Source organism: Pseudomonas sp. W5-36 (assembly GCF_046540455.1).
GTDB classification, from domain to species: domain Bacteria; phylum Pseudomonadota; class Gammaproteobacteria; order Pseudomonadales; family Pseudomonadaceae; genus Aquipseudomonas; species Aquipseudomonas graminis_B.
The window spans coordinates 16,578-31,731 of sequence record NZ_JAXCIQ010000029.1 but is presented as its reverse complement, the minus strand read 5'-3'; the positions used below and the strand labels follow the sequence as shown (position 1 = coordinate 31,731).

Here is a 15,154-nt window from a genome sequence, read left to right as displayed (position 1 = left end):
CGTGATCAAAATGGAAGACGTGGCGAAGCGGGCGCGGGTGTCGACGTCGACCGTTTCACACGTGCTCAACGGCACGCGCAAGGTCAGCGCCAAGACGGTGGAAGCGGTGCAGCGGGCGGTTCAGGAGTTGGGCTACGTCCCCAACACCCTGGCGCGCTCGCTGGCCCGTTCGCGCACCAACACCATCGGCGTGGCGATCTCGGCGCTGTCGAACCACTATTTCAGCGAGACCGTGCACGCCATCGAAACCGAATGCGCGCGCCACGGCATCATGATGTTGTTCGTCGACACCCACGACGATCCCGCCCAGGAACTGCGCGTGGTTCAGGCGCTGCACCATCGTCGCGTCGACGGGATTCTGCTCGCGCCGTCCAGCGACCCGCAGCAGGCTGCGTTGGCCTACCTGCGCAGCAACGCCATTCCCAGCGTGCTGGTGGACCGGATGGCGGTCGAGGGTTTCGATCAGGTCGGCGTCGAGAATCGCCAGGCCACCCGCGAGTTGGTCGCTCATCTGATCGGCCACGGTCACCGGCGCATCGGCATGATTGCCGGGCATCGCGGCCTGAGCACGACGGAGGAGCGGATCGAGGGCTACCGGCAGGCGCTGTTGGACGCTGACGTACCGTGGGATCCGCAGTTGCTGATCGACGGCGAGTCGAACAGCGAATCCGCACGGGTCGCCACTGCTCAGTTGTTGCGCTTGAACCCGCCGCCCACGGCGATTCTGGCGGCGAATAACCTGATGACCATTGGCGCCATGCACGCCTTGCGTGACGCCCACATCGACGTGCCCGAGCAAATGGCGCTGGTGGGTTTTGATGATTTCGACTGGGCGGATTTTTTCCTGCCGCGTTTGAGCGTGATTGCTCAGCCGGTGCAGGCCCTGGGCGCGCGGGCGGTGCAGTTGCTGTTGCAGCGCATCGATAAGCCCGAGGGCAAACGAGTGTCGGAGCGACTGGCGCCGACCTTACGGATTCGCAACTCGTGCGGTTGCCCTTGAGCGTCCGCTGCCAGTCACCGGGTTTTCAGGCACTGAACTCTCAAGCACTGAACTCTTAAGCACCGAACTTTCAGGAACCGAATTTTCATGAATCACCTTGTTTCCCTGGGCATCGACCTTGGCACGTCCGAGCTCAAGGCCGTGCTGCTGGACGGCGAAGGCGTGGTGCTGGCCCAGGCCGGTGCGCGGGTGGAAGTCAGCCGCCGGCAGTCGGGCTGGTCGGAGCAGAACCCCGCCGATTGGTGGCAGGCCTGCCTGTCAGCGCTCGGGCAGTTGCGGGCAAACGATCCCCAGGCATGGGCGCGGGTCGGCTGCATCGGCTTGTCGGGGCAGATGCACGGTGCCGTTCTGTTGGGTGCGGCGGAGCAGGTGCTGTACCCGGCGATTCTCTGGGACGACTCCCGCGCTGTGCTTCAGGCGTCGCAGTTGAACAACGATTTTCCGGAGTACGCCGACGTCACCGGCAGCCTGGCCATGGCCGGGCTCACCGCGCCGAAACTGTTGTGGATGCAGCAACACGAACCCCAGGTGTTCGCGCGCATCGCCAGCGTGTTGTCGCCGAAGGATTACCTGCGTTTGCTGCTGACCGGCGAGCAGGTGAGTGACATGTCTGACGCCGCTGGCACGTTGTGGCTGGATGTGGCCAAGCGCGAGTGGTACGCGCCGATGCTCCACGCCACCGGGCTGACCATCGAGCAGATGCCCCGGTTGCTGGAGGCCGATCAACCGTCGGCCGGGCTGAGTGCCGAGGCAGCGCATGCGTTGGGCTTGCCGCTGGGTCTGCCTGTAGCCGCAGGCGGTGGCGACAACCCGGTTTCCGCAGTGGGCATCGGCGCGATCAACGCCGGTGATGCGTTCGTCACCCTTGGCACCAGCGCGGCCATCGTCGCCATCACCGATCATCCGGCGGGCAATCCAGCCAGCGCCGTGCACAGCTTTTGCCACGCGTTGCCGCAGCGCTGGTACACCATGGGCGCGATGCTGGCCGGGGCAAGTTGCCTGCGCTGGGTCACTCGGTTGCTGGGTCAGCCCAGTGAGCAGGCGTTGCTCGATCAGGTTCACGCTGAGTTGCCGGTCGATCAGCCGGTGGCGGTTTCCAGCCCACTGTTTCTGCCCTACCTCGCGGGCGAGCGCACGCCCCACAACGACCCGCTGTTGCGCGGTGGATTCATGAACCTGGCCCATGACTGCACGCCAGCGATGCTGGGTTATGCGGTACTGGAGGGCGTCGGTTTCGGGCTGCTGGACGCGATGAACGCCACGCTGTCCGCCGGCGCGACGGTCAACGCCTGCGCCCTGGTGGGCGGCGGTGCACGCAGCGAATACTGGGCGCAGTTACTCGCCAACATCCTTGATCGCGAGGTGTACACCTTGCACGGAAGCGAACTCAGCGCGTGCATTGGCGCGGCGAAGCTGGGGTTTCTGTCGATCGGGGAGGGGGCCGAGTGGCTGAAGCGGGGGATGGCGGTGAAGGCGCGGTATCAGCCGATGCCGGCGGTGCAGGGGGCGTTGAAGGCCCGCTACGGGAAATTCAAAGGCTTGCTCGGTGCTGCGCAGGGATTACGTGCCTGACAACATGATGATCGATGATCATCAAATCAAAAGCTTCCCGGCTAAAGCCGGTCCCACTGACTGCATGCAGTGAGTAATGATCGTTCCCACGCTCTGCGTGGGAATTCATACCATGACGCTCCGCGTCAGCTTTGGGACGCGGAGCGTCCAGTCCTGCATTCCCACGCGGAGCGTGGGAACGATCAAAAGGCTTCCCGGCTAAAGCCGGTCCTACAGCTGGGAAGAGGACGGTCAGGGCGCTGGAGTTTCCGGCTCAGACATTCATCGTCGGCGGCAACTCCATCAGCTTGTCCAGCGTAATCGGCAAATCCCGAATGCGTTTGCCGGTGGCGTGTGAAACCGCATTCGCCACCGCCGCAGCCAGGCCGGTGATGCCGATTTCACCAATACCGCGAGCGCCGAACTCGTTGAGCTCGAAGTCCGGGTAGTCCAGCAAGATCACGTCGATCTCCGGCTGGTCGGCGTGCACCGGCACCACGTATTCGGCGTAGTTATTGTTCACCGGCATGCCGTTGCGCTCGTCGAAGTCCGTCGCCTCAAACAGCGCCATGCCGACGCCCATGACGATGGCGCCTTCGACCTGATTGAGCGCGGTTTTCTGGTTGATCACCTTGCCCACGTCAATCGCACTCACCACCCGCGACACGCGCAGCCGCGAGATGCCCGGGTCCCAGCGTACTTCAACGAAATGCACGCCGAACGAGCGAAACGAATGCTTGCTGGTGTCGTTCATGCCGGTTTTGGCTTCACCGAACGCGCTGGACTGCTTCTGCGCCTTGAGCACGTCGGCGATGGCAAAGGTCTTGTCGCCGCTTTTCAACTGACCCTGCTCGAACCTCACCTGATCAGCCTTGACCCCGGCAAACACGCCCTTGGGCGCAGTCGCGAACGCCTTCAACTGGTCAACGGCCTGGCGCGTGGCCTCGGCAATGGCCGGCAGCACACTGGCGGTTGCCCATGATCCGCCCGACACCGGCGCCGGCGGGAACGACGAATTACCCAGCTCGACCTCGATCTTGTCCAGCGGGATGCCGGTGATGCTGCTGACCACTTGGGCCACGATGGTGTACGTGCCGGTGCCGATGTCCTGCACCCCGCAAATCGCCCAAGCCGTGCCGTCGGCGCGCAGCGCAACCTGCGCCTCTGCCGGCGTACGATAGGCGTCCCAGTTACAGGCGGCCATGCCATACCCGATGATCTCGGTGCCGTCCTTCATCGAACCCGGCGCCGGGTTGCGTTTGTTCCAGCCGAAGCGCTCGGCGGCCTTGTCGATGCACTCCTGCAAATGATTGCTCGACCACGGCAGGTTCTGGCTTTCGTCGCGTTCGGAGACGTTTAGCTTGCGGAATGCCAGCGGGTCCATGCCCACTTTATCGGCCATCTCGTCCATGGCCGATTCCAAAGCGAACAGCCCCGGCGCTGCACCCGGCGCGCGCATTGACGTCGGCGTGCCGCGATTGACCTCGATGATCTTGTGGGTGACCAGCACGTTCGCGCAGCTGTAGAGGCTCTTGGTCGAGGTGCCGCAGTTTTCCTTGTACGGGTCGGTAAACGACGTGGTGTTGATGGATTCGTGGCGCACCGACAGCAGCTTGCCCTTGTCGTCGGTTGCCAGGCGCATGCGCTGACGGGTCTCCGGGCGATGGCCGGTGGTGGTGAACATTTGCTGGCGCGGCACGACCAGCTGCACGGGGCGCTTGAGCACCTTGGCGGCGGCGCAGGCGGCGACCGAGTGCGGCCAGATCCACAGCTTGCTGCCGAACCCCGAGCCAATGAACGGTGCACGCACCTCGACCTTCTCCGGGATCAGGCCGAAGATCTTCGCCAGGGAATTGCGGTGGGCGACCACGCCCTGGGTGGCTTCGTAGACCATCAGGCGCCCGTCTTCCCAACTGGCGACCGTGGCGTGCATTTCCATCGGGTTGTGGGTTTCAACGGGGGTCGAGTAGGTGGCGTCGATGCTGTGGGCCGCGCTGTCGAACGCAGCGGCGGCGTCACCCCGGGTGTGGTTCGGGCTGCCGTCCTGCAAGGCGCCGGCTTTCAGGCCTTGTTCGAGGTTGGCGACCGCGTCGGTCTTGCTGTAGCTGACTTTGATCTTGTAGGCCGCGGCCCGCGCATGCTCGAAGGTATCGGCCACCACCAGGGCGACGAACTGCCCGGCATAGTGCACGGTGTCGTCCTCGAACGGCAGGCGGCTTTCATCGGATTTGGCTGCCTTGAGGATCTGCGCAAACGACATCGGCAGCGTCGAGTTGTGATAGAGCGGCGGGAAGTTGCCGTGATGCAGAATCTCCAGCACGCCCGGCGATTTACGCGCCGCGTCCAGATCCAGGCCGGTGATCTTGCCGCTGGCGACGGTGCTAAATACACCGTAGCCGTAAGCCATATTGTTCAGGTGATGGTCGGACGCGTACATCGCGCTGCCGGTGACCTTACGCTGGCCATCGATGCGGCGGGGTGCCGAGCCAATCATTGCATCAGTCATGGTGAATCCTCCGGTCAGGCGTTCAAGGTGCCGAGATTGCGCACGATGGCCTGTTGCCCCAACGCGATCTTGTAGGCGTTATGGCGATAGGCTTTGGCGCCCTTGAGGGCGATGGCGGCGACTTTCTCGAGGGTCTGCGGCGTCAGGGTCTGGCCCTTCAACGCCTGCTCGGCTTCGATCGAACGCCAGGGTTTGGTGCCGACGCCGCCCAGTGCCACCCGCGCTTCGCGCACGGTCTGGCCGTCCATGACGACAATCACCGCGCTGGACGCCAGGGCGAACTGGTAGGAGGCGCGATCCCGCAGCTTCAGGTACGCGGACTTATTGCCGGCCAGCGGCGCGGCCAGCACCACGTGGGTGATCAACTCATCGTCCAGCAGCGCGTGTTCTTTCCACGGCGTCGAGCCGGGCAGCAGGTGGAAGTCAGCGAAGTCAACGCTGCGCTTGCCTTTCGGACCCTGCACCTCGACCGTCGCACCAATGGCGACCATCGCCACGCACATGTCTGAAGGGTGGCTGGCGATGCACTGGTCGCTGGTGCCGAGCACCGCGTGGACGCTGCGATTATGGCCGTCGATGGCGGCGCAGCCCGAACCCGGTTCGCGCTTGTTGCAGGGCGAATAGCCGTCGCGGAAATAGTTGCAGCGCACCCGCTGCATCACGTTGCCAGCCGTGGTGGCCTTGTTGCGCAACTGAGTCGTGGCGCCGGAGAGCAGCGCCTGGGACAGCACGGCGTAGTGCTCGACGATGTGCGAGTGATGGGCCAGTTCGGTATTGCTGACCAGCGCACCGATGCGCACGCTGCCGTCCTTCTGCACCTCGATCTGCTTGAGGGACAGGTGGTTGACGTCGATCACCTGATCGGCCGGCATGATGTCGAGCTTGACCAGGTCAAGGAGCGTCGTGCCACCGGCTAGGAAGAAGGTCGTCGGGCTTTTTGCGTGGGTCGTCACGGCCTGTTCGACGCTGCTGGCGCGTACGTAATCAAAGGCTCTCATCAGCTCACCTCCTGGACTTTGATGCGCGCCGACTGGATCGCCGCGAGGATGTTCTTGTACGCGCCGCAGCGGCAAATGTTGCCGCTCATGGCTTCGCGCACGCTGTGGTCGTCGGTGCCGATGTTCTTGTCTTTGAGCAAGGCCGCGGCGCTCATGATCTGCCCGGAAGTGCAATAGCCGCACTGGTAGGCATCGTGTTCCCAGAAAGCTTCCTGCACCGGGTGCAGCGTGCCGTTTTGCGCCAGGCCTTCGATGGTGGTGATGTCGTCGCCTTCGTGCATGGCTGCGAGGGACAGGCACGAATTGATCGCCACACCATTCACGTGAACCGTGCAGGCGCCGCACTGGCCGTGGTCGCAGCCTTTCTTGGTGCCGGTGAGTTGCAGGCGATCGCGCAGTACATCCAGCAACGCAGCGTTGGCCGGCAGGTTCAGGGTGTGGGCCTGGCCGTTGACCTTCAGGGTCATGCGCCGCTCGTCGGCCGCGGGCGGGTCGAGGTCATCGGCGACGGCGGCCTGGGCTTCCAGCGCCTGGGTCCAGATCGGCGCCGTCGCGGCAGCAAGGCTGGACACGCCGATGGATTTCAGGAAATTGCGGCGAGAAGGGACAGTGAAGGCCTTGAGGTCACAAGCCAGTTCTTCTTTATTGGGGCGATCAGGCTGATCGGTCATGAAAGGGTTCCTCGTCAGCGTTGGGTCAGACCTGGCGGCCGACGGTGGGCGGACGCGCGGGCAGGGACGGCAGGTGGAGCGGCATGCAGTAGGGCTGGGGCAACGGCAGTTTTCAAAGTGACGGCAGGCGTTAACGATAACCAATGCGCAGGCATGGCATTTCGTTGAATCCGTGCATGCACTTGTGAGCTGTGCTTTCTAATCCGTGGCGTTTGTGTCAGCAACGAGGGCTGGCGCCTTGTCGGACTCAGTTAAAGCAGGCAGTGCTGGCCATGGCTCAAGGGTTGTGACCGAGGCACCGGGGGATGGTTGCGGATATTTCTCGAGCGGAAAAATCACAGGATGTTACAAGTGCCCGGGCCGCGGAATCCGGCCCGGGGACGTTCAGCGTCAGGCGGCCGACGCTTCTTCTTTCAATGTCGCCATGTCGATGACAAAGCGGTACTTCACGTCACCCTTGATCATGCGTTCGTAGGCTTCGTTGATGTCTTTCATGTGGATCATCTCGATGTCGGAGACGATGCCGTGCTTCGCACAGAAGTCCAGCATGTCCTGGGTTTCCTGAATCCCGCCGATGAGCGAGCCGGCGATGCTGCGGCGTTTGAAGATCAGGTTGAACACCCCTGGCGACGGGTGCGGCTGATCCGGCGCGCCCACCAGGGTCATGGTGCCGTCGCGCTTGAGCAGGTTCAGGAACGGATCAAGGTTGTGCGGCGCCGCCACGGTGTTGAGGATGAAGTCGAGCTGATTGGTCTGGGTCGCCATTTCATCGGCGTTTTTCGACACGATGACTTCATCGGCGCCCAGGCGCAGGCCGTCTTCGCGCTTGTTCGGCGACGTGGTGAACAGCACCACGTGAGCGCTCATGGCATGGGCGATCTTCACCGCCATGTGACCGAGACCGCCCAGCCCGACGACGCCGACCTTCTTGCCCGGGCCGACTTTCCAGTGGTGCAGCGGCGAGTAAGTGGTGATCCCGGCGCAGAGCAGCGGGGCGACGGCGGCCAGATTGTCGCTGTGGGAAATCTTCAGGACGAACTTCTCTTTCACCACGATCTTGTCGGAGTAACCGCCAAAGGTGTTCTCGCCGCCAAACACCGGGCCGTTGTAAGTGCCGGTGAAGCCGTTCTCGCAGTATTGCTCTTCGCCTTCCGCGCAGGACGCGCAGTGCTGGCAGCTGTCGACCATGCAGCCGACGCCGGCGAGGTCGCCGACCTTGAAGTGGGTGACGTTGGCGCCGACGGCCGTGACCTTGCCGACAATCTCGTGGCCCGGCACCGACGGATACAGGGTGTTGTTCCATTCGTTGCGTGCGGTGTGCAGATCCGAGTGGCAGACGCCACAGAACAGGATGTCGATCTGCACATCGTCGGCCCCCGGCTCGCGGCGCTCGATGTGCAGCGGGGCCAGTTTGTCAGTGGGTTTTTGCGCGGCGTAGCTGTAAGTCTTTATCATTGGGTGATCATCTCCAGTGAGGCAAAAAGACGGGTAACAGCAATCAGTGACAGGCGAGGGCGCTCAAAGGTCAATGCCGAAACATGAAACCGTCGCCGCCGGGCTGTTTGGCGAGCTGTGTGAAGCGCACTGAGTCAACAGGGTGCCGGGTCAAATCTTTCAATTTGCAGGGCGCTACCGTGCCGTGCGGCGGGTAATTGCAATAAATGTCGTGGAAACCGGTTTTTTCGTTGCGAATAGACTGCAAATCCGAATATGCCGCTTGCAACCTTCTGTCACACCCCATGAAGATAGCGCAGTCCGACGCTGGCAATGGAGCGCCTATGAATTTCCCACTTTCGACCCCCTGCGGGTACACGTCCATTGCCGACGATTGTATGCCTGCGCCCGTCGATGACGACGCCCTGACCGCGGTCGGGTTGTCCGGGGAAAGTTCGTTGGACGCCTTGCTGCGCGCCGCCCGGCAGACTGCACCCACCTTGACCTGGGCCGCTTATCGTGCCGGCCAGCAAATGCACCTGCTGGGGCAGGGCTGTTCCGCCACGGACTGGCCAACGTTGATCCCCCGGGAGGAATTCGACGGCTACTGCCGCCAGCACCATCTGCAGCGTTGGGTGACCGGCCATGGCGAGTCCGCGTTGGGCTGGCTGTTGATGCCGGAGGCGCACTCCGACGATCCGTACTTCGCCGAGCTGGCCGGCCGCCTCGGCCTGCGCCTGCAAACCGATGCGCTGGCCCGGGCCCAGGCCACCCAGCGGGTGCTCTATGAAATCACTTACCTGGCCAGCTCCACCCGTGACCGCTCGGCGTTTTTGCAGGGCGTGCACCAGCAGCTCTCGACCCTGATCGACGCAGAAAACTTTTACCTCGCGCTCTACGAAAGCCACAGCGGCAAGATCACCTACCCTTATTACATTGACATCACTGACCTCGACGCCCTCGAAGCGGAAACCTACGAGTTTCTCGATCCCGAGCGGCTGTCCATGACCGGTTATGTGCTGACCACCGAGCAGGCGCTGTTCGTTGACGCCGCCGCCATCGAGCGGGCACGCGTGCTGGATCGGTTTCACTGCGTGGGCCATCGCCCCGAATTCTGGATGGGCGCGCCGCTGAAAAACGCTTCCGACGACGTGTTCGGCATGCTGGCGATGCAGGTCTACGATGTGGCCCGGGTCTACAGCGTCGAGGATCAGGAGCTGTTTCTGGTGGTGGCGCGCCACGTCGCGATGGCCTTGGACCGCATCCTGCACCGCGCGCAGCTGGAAGAAACCGTGGCCCGCCGGACCCTCGAGCTGTCGCGCCTCAACGACGCCCTGCGCAACGAAGTGGCCGACCGCGAACGCGCCGAGCACTTGCAGAGCGCGCTGTTCCAGATCACAGAGCTGTCCAGCCAACCTGGCGACATGACCGACCTGTTCAAAAGCCTGCACGGCATCGTTGGCGAACTGCTGTTTGCCCTTAACTTCTATATCGCGCTGTTCGACGACGCCACCGGCGAGGTGACGTTTCCCTACTACGTGGACGAACGCCTGACCCGCCGCCCCGATCCGCGCCGTGGCGAGCGGGGCTTTACCGAGTACGTCATCCGCCAGCGCCGGCCGTGCCTGATCGACGGTGCCGAGGCGCGCTGGCTGGAAAGCATCGGCGAGATCACCCTGCAGAACGAGGTCAACCGGTCGAGTTCGTGGCTGGGCATTCCGTTGTTCGACGGCGACGTGGTGCGTGGCGTGCTGGCGGTGCAGAGCTACACCTCCCATGTCAGCTACTCGTTGCGCGACCAGGAGCTGCTGACGTTTGTATCACGCCACATCGACACGGCCTTGTCCCGACGCAGCGCTGCCGAGGCCATTCATACCGCCAATCTGCGTCTGGAAGCGCGGGTTCAGGACCGCACCCGGGAGCTGGACTACGCCAACGCCAAGCTGCAACACGAAAACGCCCACGACGCGCTGACCGGCCTGCCCAACCGCAGCCATTTGCAGCAGCGCCTGAGGGACGCGTGGGAGAAATTCTGTGAGAAGGGCGAGGAACTGGCGGTGATGTTTATCGACCTCGACCGCTTCAAAATGGTCAACGACAGCCTCGGCCATCATTCAGGTGACTTGCTGCTGATCCAGGCAGCTGACCGGCTGCGCCAGTGCATGCGCGACAGTGATTTGCTCGCCCGGCTGGGCGGTGATGAATTCGCCGTGCTGGCCTACGCCGCGCCGCCGGACATCACCGTGGCGATTGCCGAGCGCATTCTGCTGGCCTTCGACGTGCCGTTCTACATCGACGGCCATGCGGTGTTTTCGTCGTGCAGCATCGGCGTGGTCGGCGCTGACCTGCAGTTTCACAGCGAGCCGGCGGATTTGCTCCGCGACGCCGACACGGCCATGTACCGGGTGAAAAATGCCGGGCGCGACAGCTACGCCGTGTTCAACCAGGAAGTGCGCCGCGAGGTGTCCGACCAGATGGAGCAGGAGACCGCGCTGCGCAATGCCCTCAAGCGCACCGACGAACTGGTGCCGTACTTCCAGCCAATCATCGATGTCGCCAGCGGCCGGATTCTGGCCCTCGAAGCCCTTATTCGCTGGCGTCAGGCCGATGGCCGGATCGTCGCGCCGGGGCAGTTTCTGCCGGCGCTGGAAGGCCTGCGCCTGATCGGCCGGCTGGACCTGTACATGCTGCAGCAAGTGGTGGCGATCCTTGCCCATCCCGACCATACGCACTGGCCGACGGTGCACGTCAACTGCTCCAGCTACAGCATCACCCGTCCGGAATTTTCCAGCGAGGTGCTGGGTTTGCTCAACCAGCATGGCGTGGCGGCATCGCGTATCTGCCTGGAACTCACCGAAGGCGCGCTGGTGGCCGAGCCTGAGCTGGCACGCCAGGCCATGAAGCACCTGGCGGACAACGGCGTGTCGGTGGTCCTTGATGACTTCGGCGCCGGGTTCTCCTCCCTCAGTTACGTGCATCAGTACCACTTCAGCGGGCTCAAGATCGACAAGTCGTTCACCCTGGAACTGACCACCAGCTCCCGCAGCCGGGCCATCGTTCGCGCCATTGTGCGGATGGCCGAATCCCTCGGGCTGACGGTGGTGGCGGAGGGCGTCGAGGACGCCGCGACCCTCGATCTGCTGCGGGAAATGGGCGCGGGTCAGGCGCAGGGTTACTACTTCTCGATGCCGGTGCCCCAGGACAAGCTGGATTTGAGCGCGTTGCTGTAACACAGGGCTGCCGGTCTGGAGAGATGACTCAGGTCGGCCGTCGCGATATCGTGAAACATTCCGCAACATTTCTCTCCGGGGCGAGTCAACGCTACATCTCCCTGCAAAGAATTGTTCATGAAAACGCCTCGACCCTCCGCACGTCTCAAGCCGCTCAACGAATTACGTAATCTGAAGATGGCCCGTTCTGCCCACGCGTATGTGCGCGGCAGCACGGTGCAGTTTTACGAATGGCTGCACAGCCAGTCTGGCCGACGCTTGCCCAGTGGCCCGCCGGTGTGGATCTGCGGCGACTGCCACGCGGGTAACCTCGGCCCGACCGGCGATTCGAAAGGGCGCATCGACATCCACATCCGCGACCTGGATCAGACCGTGATCGGCAACCCGGCCCACGATCTGGTGCGTCTGGCGTTGTCTCTGGCCACCGCTGCCCGGGGGTCCGATCTGCCCGGCGTCGCCACCGCCAGAATGCTCGAAGAGATGATGCAGGGTTATGAGCTGGCGTTCGAAGACGGCGCCGACGAGGAGCCCGCACGTCCGGCACAGGTCAAGGCGGGGATGCGCAGCGCGGTTCAGAGGACCTGGAAGCACCTGGCTCAAGAGCGCATCGAAGACACCCGGCCGACCATTCCGCTGGGCAAGCATTTCTGGTCGTTGTCCCGGGATGAGCGTCATGGCCTGAAAGACCTGTGCTCGACGCCGGAGATTCATGCTCTGGTCACCTCGTTGAAAGGCCGATCCAAGGATGACCGCGTCGAGATGCTCGATTGTGCCTACTGGGTCAAGGGTTGCAGCTCCCTGGGCCTGCTGCGTTATGCGGTCCTGCTGAGCGTGGGCGACGATGAGGATCAGGAATATTGCCTGCTCGACGTCAAGGAAGCGGTCGCTGCCGCCGCGCCGCGCACCCCGCGCGCGGGCATGCCCCGGGACAACGGCAAGCGCGTGGTGGAAGGGGCCCGGCATCTTTCGCCGGGGCTCGGCAACCGGATGATCGCGACGCGCATGCTGGATCATGGCTTCTTCGTCCGCGAGCTGCTGCCCCAAGACATGAAGCTTGAACTCGATCAACTGAGCGAACGCGAAGCCATGAAAGCCGCCGGTTATCTGGCCCGCGTCGTCGGACTGGCCCACGCCCGGCAGATGGACCTCTCCACGCGCTCGTCGTGGATGCGAGAACTGCAACTCAACCGTTCGCACACCCTGGATGCGCCATCGTGGCTGTGGAGCAACGTCGTGCATCTGGTGGGGAGCCATGAGCAGGGCTATCTCGAGCATTGCCGGCGGTATGCGCTGGAGAATTGATACCGGCTCAGGATTCGATTCGGACGGTGAGGCCCACTTGACCTCTACTTAGGTGGAGGTTCGAGACTGGGGGCCCTTATGTTCAGGATCACTGCCATGACGCCAACCTCCGCTGCTGCTCCGTTCACCTTGTACAACCCGGAAGGCTTGTACGATCCCGCCCCCAACGCCTATTCCCACCTTGCCGTAGTTGGCCCGGGCGCCGAGTGGCTGTTCGTCGCCGGCCAGGGCGGGGAGGACGCTCAAGGCCAGCTGTCCCCGGATTTTGCCGATCAGGCGGCCCACGCCATAGCTAACGTCCGCATCGCCCTGCAATCGCGTGGGGCCGACCTTCGGCATATCTTCAAACTGACGCTGCTGATGGTTGATCACTCCGAAGACCGGTTGCGCTTGTGGGTCGAGCAGGCGGATCTCGCATGGGCGGACAACATGAAGCCGGTGTGCACACTCATCCCCGTCCCACGCCTGGCGCTGGACGGCATGCTGATCGAGATCGAAGCAGTGGCGGCGCTTAGGCCCAGAGACTGACTGGTTTTTAGTGGGACCGGCTTCAGCCGGGAAGAGGCCAGTGTGAACACCATTACTATTGCAGCGTGACCGCCAACGCCTTCCCGGCTAAAGCCAGTCCCACAGTCAAGGTTTGTCAATCCCACTGGGGGTACGCGGTCGATTAGTGGAACCGGCTTCAGCCGGGAAATCACCTGCAAAGCCCATAACAGGCGAACCGGGCGGACCGCTTGCTGGTAAATTGGCGCACGCGTCATTTGTTGAGCCATCATTGGCTCCAGAATGGCGGACAGGCGCGGGTCGACCAGCCCTGTCCTCGACGCTTATCTTTGTTCAATCTTTCCTGCTGAAGGGATTTAAACCATGCGGCAATTTGCGGCCCTCGCTCTGTTTCTCAGTCTCAATGCATTCGCCCAGGACGCGCCCCAGCCGATCGCCAAATGGACGCTGCTCGACCAGTTCGACAAGGCCTACACGCTGGACGATCAGGCCCAGGTGCTGTTGATCGCCCGCAGCATGGCGGCGGCGAAGATGGTCAACGCCGCACTGGAAAACAATCCCGAGGGTTACCTGGAGCAGCGCCACGTTGTTTACGTGGCAGACATCGAGAAGATGCCGTCCCTGGTAAAGATGGTGGCTGTGCCTGCCATGCGTTCGGCCAAGTACCGCATCCTGCTGGACCGCGAAGCCCGGGTCGCCTCGGCCTACGACGGCGACCGCGACACCGTGCAGTGGCTGACCCTGAAAAACGGCGCGGTCGTCCGTCAGGAACGGTTCTCGGACGGCGAACAGCTCAAGCAAGCCATTGCCAAGCTGGGTTCGCAGTCGGCTAGCCGTTGAGCCCGGCCTTCTCGAAGATCAGCCGCAGGTAGCCGGCGATGGTCGACGCATCGCCGTAGACCTCGCGCAGCGCCTGCTCGGCGCTGGACAGGTGCAGCGCCAGTTGCCGCTTGACCTTGTCCTCGCCGTACAGCGAAACGAAGGTCGATTTGCCGTCGTCCTTGCCTTGATCCTTGTCGCTGTCGGCGCAGCGGTCGCGCAAATCGTCGTACATCTGGAACGCCTGGCCCAGCTCCATGGCGAAGTTCTGCAGCAGCGGCCGCTGATCGTCCCGCGCGCCGCTGATCAGCCAGACCATGTCCATGATCGCGCCGAACAACACGCCGGTTTTCAGGTTGTTGGTCAGGGCGATCTCGTCCGCGTCACGGCTGCGCTGGCCGTCGCGCAAATCCTGAAACTGCCCGCGCACCAGCCCTTGCATGCCTACCGTATTGGCCAGCACCTCGACCAGTTCAGTGCGGGTGGTGGCGGCCAGATCGCTGATGCTGGCGACGACGCCGAAGGCGCGGCTGAGCAGGGCGATGGCGGTCAGAATGGCCACGTCTTCACCGAACTTCAGGTGAACCGTGGGCTGGCCGCGTCGCAGCGACGCGTTGTCCATGCACGGCATGTCGTCGAGCACCAGGGATGCGGCGTGAATCATCTCGACGGCGCAGCCCAGGTCCACGGCCTGTCGCCTGATCGTGCGACTGTTCTCATGGCTGGCCTCGACCAGCCCTTCGGCCGCCAGCACCAACAGCACCGGGCGCATCCGCTTGCCCGGCGCCAACGTCGATTCACGCATGGCCAGGGCCACCAGATCGCGCTCGTTGCCGGATTCGGGCAGCAGCTCGGAGAGGCGCGTTTCGATTGCCGCCCGGACGTCTCCCAGTCGCCCGGCAAAGCCCGATTTGATTGTTGTGTCGACGTTACCTGCCATCGGTCTTTCCCTATGCTTTAGCGGTAAAACTGTTCGTCGCGGAGCGGTTCGGCGTGCGAGACCGGTCATCACGGAACGACTGCTGTTTCTAAATGCCTCAAGATACGGCAAAGTTGTACAGGAAAATCGGTTTTGTACAAGATTGCATCTGCAGAAGACCGTAGGGCCCGTTCAATAATTCAGCTGCATGGAGCGA

At 63.2% G+C, this 15,154-nt stretch carries 11 protein-coding genes; 6 read left to right on the top strand and 5 right to left on the bottom strand.

Annotated elements, in window-relative coordinates; translation table 11 throughout:
• Position 1 precedes the first annotated feature (1 nt).
• A complete protein-coding gene (locus SLW74_RS26630; protein ID WP_065987080.1) occupies positions 2-1,000 on the top strand; it encodes a LacI family DNA-binding transcriptional regulator in 999 nt (332 codons plus the stop codon).
• An 87-nt stretch (positions 1,001-1,087) separates the two neighbouring features.
• Positions 1,088-2,572: a xylulokinase gene (gene xylB, locus SLW74_RS26625; protein WP_410930625.1), complete on the top strand. Its 1,485-nt coding sequence runs from the start codon at positions 1,088-1,090 to the stop codon at positions 2,570-2,572.
• Between the two features lie 253 nt (positions 2,573-2,825).
• Here the strand turns inward: xylB and SLW74_RS26620 are convergent, their stop codons facing one another.
• The 4 genes from SLW74_RS26620 to SLW74_RS26605 all read right to left on the bottom strand — a co-directional run bounded on the left by SLW74_RS26620 (position 2,826) and on the right by SLW74_RS26605 (position 8,181).
• Positions 2,826-5,057: a xanthine dehydrogenase family protein molybdopterin-binding subunit gene (locus SLW74_RS26620; RefSeq protein WP_410930624.1), complete on the bottom strand. Its 2,232-nt coding sequence runs from the start codon at positions 5,055-5,057 to the stop codon at positions 2,826-2,828.
• Between the two features lie 14 nt (positions 5,058-5,071).
• Positions 5,072-6,055, bottom strand: a complete 984-nt coding sequence (locus SLW74_RS26615) for an FAD binding domain-containing protein (protein ID WP_192131935.1) — start codon at positions 6,053-6,055, stop codon at positions 5,072-5,074.
• Positions 6,055-6,726, bottom strand: coding sequence for a (2Fe-2S)-binding protein (locus SLW74_RS26610; protein ID WP_296310476.1), 672 nt, complete (start codon positions 6,724-6,726; stop codon positions 6,055-6,057). The genes SLW74_RS26615 and SLW74_RS26610 overlap by 1 nt, the downstream gene beginning before the upstream one ends.
• 390 nt (positions 6,727-7,116) lie before the next feature.
• Positions 7,117-8,181, bottom strand: coding sequence for an NAD(P)-dependent alcohol dehydrogenase (locus SLW74_RS26605; protein WP_410930623.1), 1,065 nt, complete (start codon positions 8,179-8,181; stop codon positions 7,117-7,119).
• 377 nt (positions 8,182-8,558) lie between these two features.
• Between SLW74_RS26605 and SLW74_RS26600 the strand changes: the two genes are divergently transcribed.
• From SLW74_RS26600 to SLW74_RS26585, 4 genes are all read left to right on the top strand, one after another.
• Positions 8,559-11,390: an EAL domain-containing protein gene (locus SLW74_RS26600; protein WP_410930639.1), complete on the top strand. Its 2,832-nt coding sequence runs from the start codon at positions 8,559-8,561 to the stop codon at positions 11,388-11,390.
• 117 nt (positions 11,391-11,507) lie between these two features.
• Entirely contained in the window at positions 11,508-12,692 is a 1,185-nt protein-coding gene (locus SLW74_RS26595) for a DUF2252 domain-containing protein (RefSeq protein WP_065987092.1), read from the top strand.
• A gap of 96 nt (positions 12,693-12,788) precedes the next feature.
• Positions 12,789-13,220 (top strand): RidA family protein, encoded by a 432-nt coding sequence (locus SLW74_RS26590; RefSeq protein ID WP_065987093.1) that lies wholly within the window; start codon positions 12,789-12,791, stop codon positions 13,218-13,220.
• 342 nt (positions 13,221-13,562) lie between these two features.
• Positions 13,563-14,039 carry a hypothetical protein gene (locus tag SLW74_RS26585; RefSeq protein ID WP_410930622.1) on the top strand — a complete coding sequence of 159 codons (477 nt, stop codon included), beginning with the start codon at positions 13,563-13,565 and terminating at the stop codon, positions 14,037-14,039.
• Here SLW74_RS26585 and SLW74_RS26580 read toward each other — a convergent pair.
• Positions 14,029-14,958 (bottom strand): polyprenyl synthetase family protein, encoded by a 930-nt coding sequence (locus SLW74_RS26580; protein WP_065987097.1) that lies wholly within the window; start codon positions 14,956-14,958, stop codon positions 14,029-14,031. The genes SLW74_RS26585 and SLW74_RS26580 overlap by 11 nt on opposite strands.
• Positions 14,959-15,154 lie beyond the last annotated feature (196 nt).